We start from the raw sequence: 11,856 nt of genomic DNA, 5'->3' as shown, positions 1-11,856 counted from the left end.
AGCTGACCCCGGATCAGCGTTTAACGGTTGCGGGGGTCGTTCGGGCCGACGTCACGCGGGTCGAAGCGGGGGTCGGTCTCATCGGCGTTGGCGGCGCCAGCGCCCCCGGTGCGGTCGCGGTCGGTGCCGCCGACGCCCTCGGCCTCAATCCGCTCCTTGGCCACGTCCTCGGTGACCTGCTCGGTGTCGCGGACGGTGTCCTTCTCCAGGCGGACCTTCTCCACGGGCTGGGCCTCCTTGGAGACGTTCACCCGCTCCTCGTGCAGGGTCACGGAGGCCTCGTCCTCGGTGAGCTCGCCGCCGGTGCGGGCGCGGGCGTCATCCGCGTCGACCGGGGTGCGCTCGACGTGGACCTCCTCGCGCTCCACGGGGACCTCGACGGTCTCGGTGTCGTGGACGACGTACTTGCGCAGGCGGGCCTGACCGGTGTTCACCCGGTCCTTGTCCACCTGGAGGTGCTCCTCAGAGCGGACGATCTCATCGCCCTCGCCGCCCACGCGGTCGCGGTCGACCCGCTCCTCGTCGCGGTCACCGGTGAGGCCGGCTGCGGCGCCTGTGCCCGCCACGCCGGCACCTGCGGCCATGCCGCCGGGGACGTCGTGGGTGGTGTTCGCCTCTGCGTAGGGATCAGCGTCGGTACCGCGGGTGGCGAGGGGATCACTGAGAGTCTCACGCTCCTGGTCGCGCTCACGACGCTCGTAACCGGGGCCGCGGTCGGGCTCGTAGGACTCGACGTTCTCCGCGCCCTCAAGGCCGTAATGGCGGTAGATCGTGTCCTGCTCCTCTGCGCTCAGGTGGGCGTCGGCGTCAATGTTCGGCGCGTCCTTGATGCGCTCCTTGGAGAAGGCCAGGTTGAGGTTCTCCCCGTCCAGGCGGTGGCCGCGCAGCGGCACCAGGCTGGAGCCCATGCCGAACAGACCGTGGCCCACCTCGACGAAATCGGGCTGGCCACTGGCGTCGTTGATGTAGACCTCCTTGACCGAGCCCAGCTTCTCGCCGTCCTTGTCGTAGGCGGTGGCGGTAGTCAGATCGCGGACGTTCCTGTTGACCATGTCGTGTGTCCTCTCTCAGTCAGTACGTGCTGTCGTAATTGCTTCCCTTCCCCCGGGCCGTATATTGCAATGACGCGGTCGCTGCACCGGGGGTTAACTTTTCTGCTGTGCGCCGTTGCACTTCCGACCGTAGGGACGGCTCGGGTCCGATTTCATGGGTCACCGCCAGCTGGGAGCCACGCCAAGGTATCTGGCGGGGAAGACACAGAGACTGCCGTTACAATGGTTTTGTTTGTGCTTTTATCCGCGCCCGAGATGCAAATCGGAGCGAGGAAAATGCACCACATCGGGGTAATTGCGGGCTGCACTGGAGCGATCCGGCACGGCGGAAAAGGGATCGGGAGACTCGGGAAGTGACCGGAGGGTCACTTACCAGCGACTTTGAGATTGCGGAACGGTCAAGATTTCCAGCCTGTGATCTTTATCACAAAATGCGCTTCCCGGGGTTCGCCCGTCGCTATGAGGTCGTCCCCGCGCGGCGGAACCCTTCCTCAGGGGCGCACGATCTGCAGATCGCGCAGATGCCGGTAGAACGTCACCCGTTCCAGTGGGCGCTTGTGGCGCACGCCGTCCACCGTCACAGCCAGCTCCGGGCCACCGGCCTGGATGGCGCGGCCGGTGGCCAGCGAATCGGCGTCGAGGCGCCCCCGGATGGTCGGGGTCCGCTGCAGGAACCAGCCGGTCAGCGGTCGTTCCGAGAGTTGCTGGGTTATCTCCGGGGAGAAGGAATTGGCGATGGACAGGCCGATGCGTCCACGCAGACCCGGCCCGCCGGCCGAGGGGGCGTGGATGCCCTCGCTGTCGCCGGGGGCCGGGACGGTCTCGATCGGGGAGACCGCGCGCACGGCGGCAATCCCCGGGGCGTCGGTCATCGGCACCAGTCGGGCGCCGAACACGCCGTGGAAGCGCACCGCCGGATTTCCCTCGTGGCGTACCAGGACGTGGTCGTCGACGATGATCTCACCGGTCAGCTCCGTGCCGTCCCACTGGGAAATTGTCGCGGATCCCGCCACGGCAACCCCGGCATCGGTGCGGATGACCGGTACCGGACGGACCCGCCCCGTCACCGCGAGCTCCACGGCCTGCGACGGTGCTCCCGGCAGCCCCCAGCCGCGGCCGGCGGTGGTGCCGGCGGCCGGAACGAAACCGACCTCCGCCCACAGGTGGTCGGCGCGCATCATGCGGGTGAGTACCGCGGACAGAGCGGCGTCGGTGCCCAGCACGACCACCCGCAGCCGCTCGGTCAGGTACGGGGCCTGTGGCGCCGACTGCGGGGTGGCGAGGTGCTCCACGTCGGGCCGGGCGGCGATCTCGCCCAGCGAGGGGGTCGGATCCTCGGGCAGGATCTCCTTCGCCGCTTCGTCGAGGAAGCGCAGCTCGCTCCGTGCGGGGACCTCGCTGAGCTCGTGGATCTCCACGCGGGCGTCGGTACCCGCCCTGTGCAGGAGCGTGTCCACCTCATCGGGGGTGACCTCGGGCAGGGCGTTTCCACAACGCAGGATGAGCAGTCGCATGAGGGGTGATTCTACGCCGCGGCCGAGGGCATTCAGAGGGCGGTATTGGGGTTGGTGGGCGGAGTCGGTAGTAGACTATGCACACGTCTGTGTGTCCGGCACGGCGGATAGTGTCTTCGCCGGACCCACCTGTACTCGATGAGTGATCGGAAGTGACGTAACCAATGGCTGCAATCGTGATCGTCGGCGCCCAGTGGGGCGACGAGGGCAAGGGCAAGGCCACCGACATCCTGGGCGGCCGGGTCGACTACGTGGTCAAGCCCAACGGCGGCAACAACGCCGGGCACACCGTGGTCGTCGGTGGGGAGAAGTACGAGCTCAAGCTCCTGCCCGCCGGTGTGCTCTCCGAAAACGCCGTCCCCATCCTCGGTAACGGCGTCGTGGTCAACCTCGAGGCCCTGTTCGAGGAGATCGACGGCCTGGAGGCCCGTGGCGCGGACGCCTCGCGCCTGAGGATCTCCGCCAACGCCCACCTGGTCGCCCCGTACCACCAGGTGCTCGATCGGGTGCAGGAGCGCTTCCTGGGCAAGCGCGCCATCGGCACCACCGGCCGCGGCATCGGCCCCACCTACGCCGACAAGGTCGGCCGCGTGGGGCTGCGTGTCCAGGACATCTTCGACGAGTCCATCCTGCGGCAGAAGATCGAGTCGGCGCTGGATGTGAAGAACCAGATGCTGATCAAGATGTACAACCGCCGGGCCATCGACCCGCAGGAGATCGTCGACTACTTCCTCGGTTACGCCGACCGCCTGCGCCCGATGGTCATCGACGCGGAGCGCGTGCTCAACCAGGCCCTCGACGAGGGCAAGCACGTCCTCATGGAGGGTGGCCAGGCCACCATGCTCGATGTCGACCACGGCACCTACCCGTTCGTCACCTCCTCGAACCCGACCGCCGGCGGTGCCTGCGTCGGCGCCGGCATCGGACCGACCCGGGTGACCAGCAGCCTGGGCATCATCAAGGCCTACACCACCCGTGTCGGCGCTGGTCCCTTCCCGACGGAGCTGTTCGACAAGTGGGGTGAGTACCTGCAGGAGGTCGGCGGTGAGGTCGGCGTGAACACCGGCCGTAAGCGCCGCTGCGGCTGGTACGACTCGGTCATCGCCCGTTACGCCACCCGCGTCAACGGCTTCACCGACTACTTCCTGACCAAGCTGGACGTGCTCACCGGCATCGGCGAGATCCCGATCTGCGTGGCCTACGACGTCGACGGCGAGCGCTTCGATGAGATGCCGCTGACCCAGTCCCAGTTCCACCACGCCCAGCCCATCTTCGAGACCATGCCCGCCTGGGACGAGGACATCACCGGCTGCACCACCTTCGAGGAGCTTCCCGCAAGGGCCCGGGACTACGTGCTGCGCCTGGAGGAGTTGTCCGGGGCCCGCTTCTCCTACATCGGTGTCGGCCCGGGCCGCGACCAGACGATCGTGCGCCACGACGTCCTGGAGAACTGAGGCAGCACCTGAGACCACCCGCCACTGTTTGACTCCGCCCGCGCGCCGACGCCCGTTCGCACGGGCCCCCGGGGCGCGGGTGGCGCGGTTTCACGGGGTTCCGGGGCTCTGTGGGATAATCCAGACACCCCGGCCGCGAAGGAGTTTTTGCACGCATGGACATCCCAGACCAGATCGGCACCCCGCTGACCCCGAACGCCACGAAGGTGCTGTTGCTGGGCGCCGGGGAGCTGGGCAAGGAGCTGGCGATCTCGTTCCAGCGCCTCGGGGTGGAGGTCCATGCCGCCGACCGCTACGAGGGTGCCCCGGCCCAGCAGGTCGCGCACGTCCCCCACCTCGTGGACGTCTCCGACGGGGCCGCGGTCCTGTCGCTGGTGGACCGGGTCCGCCCGGACTACGTCGTCTCGGAGGTTGATCGGGTCGCCGCCGACGCTCTCGCCGAGATCGAGGAGGCGGGCACCTCGTGTGTCGTGCCGTCGGCGAAGGCCTGTTCCCTGACCGTCGGCCGCGAGAAGATCCGGCGGATGGCCAGCGAGGAGCTGGGCCTGCCCACCACCGCCTACCGCCTCGCCTCCACCGTCGAGGAATACCGCGCGGCCGTGGCCGAGATGGGTTTCCCGTGCATCGTGAAGTCCACCGTCAGCGCCTCGGGACGCAGTCACAGCGTCGTGCGCTCGGAGGGGGACGTCGAGCCGGCCTGGGAGAACTCCCACCGCGGCCCGTACGCAGACGCCGACGTGATGGTCGAGCGCTTCGTGAACTTCGACTATGAGCTCTCCCTGCTCGCGGCGCGCTCCATCGATCCGGCGACCGGCAGGATGGCCACGTGGTTCTCTGAACCTATCGGGCACCTGCACCGCGACGGCGACCTCGTCGAGTCCTGGCAGCCCATGGAGGTCAACCCCCGCGCCCTCGAGAACGCCCGCTCCATGGCCGCGCGCATCACCAACGCCCTGGGCGGGCGGGGGCTGTTCGGGGTGGAGATGTTCGTCGCCGGTGAGGACGTCTACTTCTCCTCGGTGTCCCCGCGCCCGCACGAGACCGGCATGGTCACCCTGTCCTCCCAGCGTTTCTCCGAGTTCGACCTGCACGTGCGGGCGGTGCTCGGGATGCCCGTCGACATGACCCTGACCTCCCCGGGGGCCTGCGTGCTCCTGCACTCCTCCCGGGAATCCGAGACGGTCAGCTACTCCGGCATCGCCGAGGCGCTGGCGGTTCCCGAGGTCGACGTCCGGATCTTCGGCAAACAGGGCGCCTACCCGCGTCGCCGCCTGGGTCTGGTGCTCGCCACCGCCGAGGACGTGGAGACCGCCCGCGCGCAGGCCCGGGAGGCGGCCGCGGCGGTCACGGTCAACGACGGGGAGTCCGACGCCGACTGAGACGGGCGTCGACAAGCGCCTGCAACGCATGCGGCCCGGGAGAACGCGTGTTCTCCCGGGCCCGTTCCATACCGGCGGTGATGCTACTTCCGGGTGATCAGCTCGGCGAGCTTGGCGGCCGCCAGCCGCATCGGCTGGTGGGGGATGCCCTCGTCGTCGACGAGCTCACCGGTGGGCTCGAAACCGAATTCACGGTAGTAACCGATGAGCGGCTCCTGGGCGGTGAGGACGACGTCCCGGCCGGGCTCCTGCTCGAAGGACAGGCGCAGGGTCTGGCGGATGAGCTCCGGGGCCAGGCCCGTGTTGCGGCGGGACGGGACGACGCACACGCGCCCGAGCTGCATGACGGGCGTGCCCTCCCACTCGGCGGGGAAGAGGCGGGCGGTGCCCACCAGCTCGCGGTTGCCGCTGTCGTTGCTCCAGGCGAGCATGTGGAAGGTGGAGTCGAGCGCGTCGACGTCGTCGATCTCGACGTAGGGGGTCTGCTGCTCGTTGACGAAGACATCGACGCGCAGCTTGTAGAGTCGGTGGACCTCAAGCGGGGACATCTCCGCGAGGTGGCTGACGGCGTAGAAGGTGGTCATGGCGAAAGAATCTACACCTGGACCTTTCCGGTGGACGAATCGGTTGAAGGTGAATCCCTGGGTCAGGGGACCGGGAGACACAACAGGGCCGCACCCGGACGAATGCCCGGACACGGCCCTGATTCTAGCGGGAAATCAGATCTCGTACTCGGGTCCCGAGTGCTGGACCATTTCGTCCCACTCGACGATCTTCTTGCGCTCGCGGCCCTCGGCCTCGCCGGCCTCACGCTCGGCGGCGTCGAGACGGTACCAGCCCTCCCAGGTGGTCACGGCGATGCCGCGGGACTCGAGGAATTCGACGACGGCGTTCTCCTCCGGCTTGGCCGGGGCGGCCAGCGACCCGGCCTTCCAGTCGTCGAGCAGCATGCCGGTGGTGTCCTTGGCGTCGGACTTGGTGTTGCCGATCAGGCCGACGGGGCCGCGCTTGATCCAGCCGGTGGCGTACAGGCCGGGTACCGGGGAATCGGTCTCCGGGTCGAGGACACGGCCGCCGTCGTTGGGGATGACGGCGCGCTCGGCGTCGAAGGGCACACCCTCGACGGCCTCGGAGCGGTAGCCGACGGCGCGGTAGACGGCCTGGACGTCCCAGGTGGTGAACTTGCCCGTGCCCTGGACACCACCCTCGCCGTCGAGCTCGGTGCGCTCGGTCTTCAGGCCGACGACCTTGCCGTCCTCACCGAGGATCTCCACCGGGGACTCGAAGAAGTGGATGAACAGCTTGTGCGGGGCGTCCTTCGGATCGCGGATGGCGTAGCCCTCGAGGGTCTGGCACACCAGGTCCTGCGACTTGGAGTCGCGGCGGGCCTGCTCGGAGGCGGCGTCGTAGTCGATGTCCTCGGGGTCGACGATGACCTCGATGCTCTCCGAGTGGTCGAGCTCCTTGAGCTCCATCGGGGTGAACTTCGCCTGCGCGGGACCGCGGCGGCCGAAGATGTGGACCTCCTTCGCGCGATTGCCGGCGAGGTTCTCGTAGACGTTGTCCGGGATCTCGGTGACCTTGAGCTCGTCGGCGGTCTTGGCCAGGATGCGCGCGATGTCGAGGGCGACGTTGCCCACGCCGATCACGGCGACCTTCTCGGCCGACAGATCCCAGTCGCGGGAGAAGTCCGGGTTGCCGTCGTAGAAGCCCACGAACTGGCCGGCACCGTAGGAACCCTCCAGCTCCGAGCCCGCGATCCGCAGCTCGCGGTCGCCGGTCGCGCCCGTGGAGAAGACGATGGCGTCGTAGAACTCACGCAGCTCGTCGACGGAGATGTCCGTGCCGATCTCGATGTTGCCCAGCAGGCGAATCTCCGGCTTGTCCAGCACGTTGTGGAGCGAACGGACGATTCCCTTGATGCGCGGGTGATCCGGGGCCACGCCGTAGCGGATCAGGCCGAACGGCGCCGGCATCCGCTCGAAGAGGTCGATCTTCACGTCCTCACCGGACTTGACGAGCAGATCCGAGGCATAGATGCCGGCGGGACCGGCACCGACGACGGCGACACGCAGGGGGCGCGACATTATATGCGACATCCTTCACGGGGTGGGGGTAAATTTTCTCCCTCCATCTTACCGGCCTCGCGCACGGGGAGGAATCCGCCGACCTGCGGCCGGGGATCGGCCCTACCGCAACACGCGTGGGGGTGGCTTCGGGGGTGGGGCCGACGGGTACGGAGCCGGGAATCAACGGAAGATTCACCGACATTCGCAGTCGCCCGGAGATGTTTTTTGTTGCGCGGTCGGCAGGAGTCGGGCGCGGCGGTAGCGTGGGGGCAGGTCTGTGCCGGGCTGCTGGCATCATCGCAAAAATCTGCTTTGAGCTGCGCTAATGGCAGCCGAAAATGACGGAGTTGATGGGGGATGATCTGGTCCCGGAGGGGCAAGGGTGGGTGAAGTGTCCGGTTATGTGGTGTTAAGGTTGATAATTTTCCTTTCCCCGACTGTGGCGGGGGCTACATTCCATTAGGATTGCGGGGGATCCCACAGTGGCGGCGCGGATGCACGGGAGATCCGACGGCATCCGGACCGCTCAGCGACAGAAAGGTTACGCATGTCTGATCCCCGATCAGCTCTGCTCGCCGTCGTCAACCGTAACTTTGACGGCGTCGACATCGACGGCCTCGCCGCGGCACTCGGACTGAGCGTCAAGCGCCTCAAGAAGCTCGATCCGCACGTCGGCTCGATCGTCGGGGCGGGGCTCCTCGACGATGGGCCTGCCCTGATCGTCGGCACCGGCAACCTGCATTTCGACGCCGAGGTGGCCGCCGCCCTCGGCCTGCCGATCCTGCTGTTGACCGACCGTCCGGGCCGGCACATCCAGCTCGCCGAGCGCCACGCCAAGGAGCTCGAGGCCGTTGTCGCCGCCGCAGTCACCGAGGACGGGCTGCGCGACGTCGTCAAGATCCAGGAGGCACTGCACGTCGCCGAGGTCGCCCCGGTCATGTCCGCCCCGGTCTTCGAGAACTGGCTGCTCGAGCGGGCGAAGAAGAACTGCGCGCACATCGTCCTGCCGGAGGGTGAGGACGACCGTATCCTGCTCGCGGCCCACCAGCTGCTCGCCCGCAACGTCGTCGAGCTGACCATCCTGGGGGATCCGGCCGAGATCAAGAACCGCGCCGACGAGCTCGGCGTGGATCTCTCCGACGCCGACATCGTCAACCACCACACTTCCCCGCTGGCCGAGGAGTTCGCCGAGGACTTCGTCGAGCTGCGCAAGAAGAAGGGCGTGCCCCTTGAGGAGGCACGCGAGACGATGAAGGACATCTCCTATTTCGGCACGATGATGGTGCACAAGGGCCTGGCCGACGGCATGGTCTCCGGCGCGGCGCACACCACCGCCCACACCATCAAGCCGTCCTTCCAGATCATCAAGACCACCCCGGACGCCTCCGTGGTCTCCTCGATTTTCCTGATGGTGCTGCGCGGTCGGCTGTGGGCCTTCGGGGACTGCGCCGTCAACCCGAACCCGAGCGCCGAGCAGCTCGGCGAGATCGCGGTGGTCTCCGCGAAGACGGCCTCCCAGTTCGGCATCGACCCGCGCGTGGCCATCCTGTCCTACTCCACCGGCGCCTCCGGCACCGGAGCGGACGTCGACCGCGCCGTCGAGGCCCTCGGACACGCCCGGCGCATCAACCCGGATCTCTGCGTCGACGGACCGCTGCAGTTCGACGCCGCCGTCGACCCCGGTGTGGCGCGCAAGAAGATGCCCGATTCCGACGTCGCCGGCCACGCCAACGTCTTCGTCTTCCCCGATCTCGAGGCCGGCAACATCGGCTACAAGACGGCCCAGCGAACGGGTTCCGCCCTCGCTGTCGGCCCGATCCTGCAGGGCCTGAACAAGCCCGTCAACGATCTCTCCCGCGGCGCCACGGTCCCCGACATCGTCAACACCGTCGCCATCACCGCCATCCAGGCTGGAGGAAAGCAGTAATGACCTACGCACTCGTCCTGAACTCCGGTTCCTCATCCATCAAGTTCCAGCTGCTGGACCCGAATGCGGGCGCCAACGACGAACCGCTGGTCTCCGGCCTCGTCGAGCGCATCGGTGAGGCAACCGGCGCCATCGCCCTCACGGTCAGAGGGGAGAAGATCACCTCCGAGGTCCCGATCCCGGATCACTCCGCGGGTCTGGAGATGGCGTTCGCGTTGATGGCCGAGCATGGTGTCGGGCCGAGCGACGTCGAGATCACCGCCGTCGGCCACCGCGTCGTCCACGGCGGCAAGGTCTTCTCCGCCCCGGAGCTGATCAGCGACCAGGTCGTGGAGATGATCCGCGATCTCATCCCGCTGGCCCCGCTGCACAACCCGGCCAATATCGACGGCATCGAGGTCGCCCGCCAGATCCTGCCGGACATCCCCCACGTGGCCGTCTTCGACACCGGCTTCTTCCACGACATGCCGCCGGCCGCCGCCCTCTACGCCATCAACGCCGAAACCGCCGCCGAGCACGGCCTGCGCCGCTACGGCTTCCACGGCACCTCCCACGAGTTCGTCTCCCAACAGGTGCCGGACCTGCTGGGCAAGTCGGCCGACGAGGTCAACCAGATCACCCTGCACCTGGGCAACGGCGCGTCCGCCTCCGCGATCCGCGGCGGGCACGCGATCGACACCTCCATGGGGCTGACCCCGCTCGCCGGCCTGGTCATGGGCACCCGCTGCGGCGACATCGACCCGGGCATCATTTTCCACCTCTACCGCCAGGGCCTGAGCATCGACTCGATCGACAACCTGCTCAACCGGCAGTCCGGTGTGAAGGGCCTGTCCGGCGTCAACGACTTCCGTGCCCTGCGCGAGATGATCGAGGACGGGGACACCGACGCCTGGTCGGCCTACAACATCTACATCCACCAGCTGCGCCGTTTCATCGGCTCCTACATGATCTCCCTCGGCCGTGTCGACGCCATCACCTTCACCGCCGGCGTCGGCGAGAATGCCTCCTTCGTCCGCGAGGACGCCCTGGCCGGCCTGGACATGTACGGCATCGAGATCGACCCCGGGCGCAACGGCCTGCCCAACGACGGCCCGCGGGAGATCTCCACGGACAACTCCCGGATCAAGGTCTTCGTCGTTCCCACCAACGAGGAGCTGGCCATCGCGCAGAAGGCCACGCAACTCGCGGCCCGGATGCAGACCAGCGTGAGCTAGCTGCCCCGGGGTTGTCACAACTGGTCCGGCCCCGTTTCCCGAGCACCGCGGCAATCCGGGAAGAGGGCCGGGTTCTGCGCCGGATGGACAGCAGCACCGGAGGCTGACAGACGCAGGGACTGGCGCTTCGTTTCGGCACCACCGTCTGCGGCCGGCGCCGCTCTGGCCGGCGGCTTATGGGGGTGGCCCTGACCCCGGTCCCTGACCCCTCTGATGCGGGCATCGCCGGGTGGTCATACCGTGGTCCCCCATGGGACGGAAGATGCTGCTCGGCTGCACCGGTACTCTCGTGGTCCTCGCGCTCGTCGTCGCGGTGGCGGTCTACGTCTGGGGCCCGACCTACGGAGCGGCATTGCTGGGACGGCCGGTTTTCCTCCTCCCGCCGACCCCCCGAGCGCTACGCCGCCGCGGTCCTCGACACCGCGGCCTCCCGCGGGTTGCGCGCCTCCTCAGACGAGTTCATCCGGGCCCGCGCGGAGGCGGAGGAGGCAGCCGGGCAGGCTGACGGGATCTCCGAGATCCACGACGAACTCGACGCCGCGCTCACCGCCGCAGGCGGAAAACACTCTGGCCTGGTCACACCCGGGCAGATGGAGGAGGCGCTCGCACAGCCGGTCGCCCAACCCACGGTGACCGTCGACGGCGGCGTCGCCACCGCCACCGTCCCGGCCCACTTTGTCGAACACGACGGCCAGGCCTACGCCGACCGGCTCGGGCACGGGATCCACGACGCCGTCGCGCACGAGGCCTGCGGGGTCATCGTCGACCTGCGCGGCAACAGCGGCGGCGACATGGGGCCGATGCTCGCGGGCCTGTCCGGTCTCATCTCCGACGGGACGGCGCTGACCTTCATCGACCGGTACAACGAGCGGCCCGTGCTGGTCGAGGGCAACGCGACCCGGGGCGGCGGCAGTGCGGTCAGCGTCGACGGCGCCGGAAAATACGATGTGCCGGTGGCTGTGCTGGCCGACGCCGGCACCGGCAGTTCCGGGGAGATGACCATGCTGGCCTTCCGTGGCCTGCATTATTCCCGCAGCTTCGGCGAGCCGACCGCCGGCTACGCCACAGCGAACACCACCTTCAACATGCCGGATGGCGCCCAGGTGATGCTCACCACCGCTGAGGTGAGGGACCGGACGGGCGTGACCTTCAACGACACGCCCGTCGTACCCGATGAGGTGACCGGTGCGGAGCAGGCGGCTGACGCGGCCGCGGGGTGGTTGGCCTACGAGTACGGCTGCCGTTGA

At 68.2% G+C, this 11,856-nt stretch carries 9 protein-coding genes; 5 read left to right on the top strand and 4 right to left on the bottom strand.

Going from position 1 to position 11,856, the window contains the following annotated elements; all coding sequences use genetic code 11:
* Positions 1-20: 20 nt before the first annotated feature.
* Together A605_RS12755 and A605_RS12750 are read right to left on the bottom strand one after the other, a co-directional pair.
* Positions 21-1,052 (bottom strand): DUF2382 domain-containing protein, encoded by a 1,032-nt coding sequence (locus A605_RS12755; protein WP_015401922.1) that lies wholly within the window; start codon positions 1,050-1,052, stop codon positions 21-23.
* Positions 1,053-1,543: 491 nt separating this feature from the next.
* Positions 1,544-2,566, bottom strand: coding sequence for a diacylglycerol kinase family protein (locus A605_RS12750; RefSeq protein WP_015401921.1), 1,023 nt, complete (start codon positions 2,564-2,566; stop codon positions 1,544-1,546).
* A 164-nt stretch (positions 2,567-2,730) separates the two neighbouring features.
* On the opposite strand from A605_RS12750, the gene A605_RS12745 reads away from it, so the two are divergent.
* Entirely contained in the window at positions 2,731-4,020 is a 1,290-nt protein-coding gene (locus tag A605_RS12745; protein ID WP_015401920.1) for an adenylosuccinate synthase, read from the top strand.
* A gap of 155 nt (positions 4,021-4,175) precedes the next feature.
* Entirely contained in the window at positions 4,176-5,399 is a 1,224-nt protein-coding gene (purT, locus tag A605_RS12740; protein WP_015401919.1) for a formate-dependent phosphoribosylglycinamide formyltransferase, read from the top strand.
* 83 nt (positions 5,400-5,482) lie between these two features.
* On the opposite strand, the gene A605_RS12735 is transcribed toward purT, so the two are convergent.
* Both A605_RS12735 and A605_RS12730 read right to left on the bottom strand, forming a co-directional pair.
* Positions 5,483-5,983: a GNAT family N-acetyltransferase gene (locus A605_RS12735; RefSeq protein WP_015401918.1), complete on the bottom strand. Its 501-nt coding sequence runs from the start codon at positions 5,981-5,983 to the stop codon at positions 5,483-5,485.
* A gap of 135 nt (positions 5,984-6,118) precedes the next feature.
* The gene (locus A605_RS12730; RefSeq protein ID WP_015401917.1) at positions 6,119-7,486 is read right to left on the bottom strand and encodes an FAD-dependent oxidoreductase; all 1,368 of its coding nucleotides are present in this window, start codon (positions 7,484-7,486) and stop codon (positions 6,119-6,121) included.
* Positions 7,487-8,015: 529 nt separating this feature from the next.
* Between A605_RS12730 and pta the strand changes: the two genes are divergently transcribed.
* The 3 genes from pta to A605_RS15120 all read left to right on the top strand — a co-directional run bounded on the left by pta (position 8,016) and on the right by A605_RS15120 (position 11,856).
* Positions 8,016-9,395: a phosphate acetyltransferase gene (gene pta, locus A605_RS12725; protein WP_015401916.1), complete on the top strand. Its 1,380-nt coding sequence runs from the start codon at positions 8,016-8,018 to the stop codon at positions 9,393-9,395.
* Positions 9,395-10,609: an acetate kinase gene (locus A605_RS12720; RefSeq protein ID WP_015401915.1), complete on the top strand. Its 1,215-nt coding sequence runs from the start codon at positions 9,395-9,397 to the stop codon at positions 10,607-10,609. The genes pta and A605_RS12720 overlap by 1 nt, the downstream gene beginning before the upstream one ends.
* Positions 10,610-11,046: 437 nt before the next feature.
* Positions 11,047-11,856, top strand: a complete 810-nt coding sequence (locus A605_RS15120) for a S41 family peptidase (protein WP_015401914.1) — start codon at positions 11,047-11,049, stop codon at positions 11,854-11,856.

This window comes from Corynebacterium halotolerans YIM 70093 = DSM 44683 (genome assembly GCF_000341345.1).
Taxonomy (GTDB): domain Bacteria; phylum Actinomycetota; class Actinomycetes; order Mycobacteriales; family Mycobacteriaceae; genus Corynebacterium; species Corynebacterium halotolerans.
The sequence above is the reverse complement of the archived record's forward strand: the minus strand, read 5'-3'. Positions and strand labels throughout refer to the sequence as shown.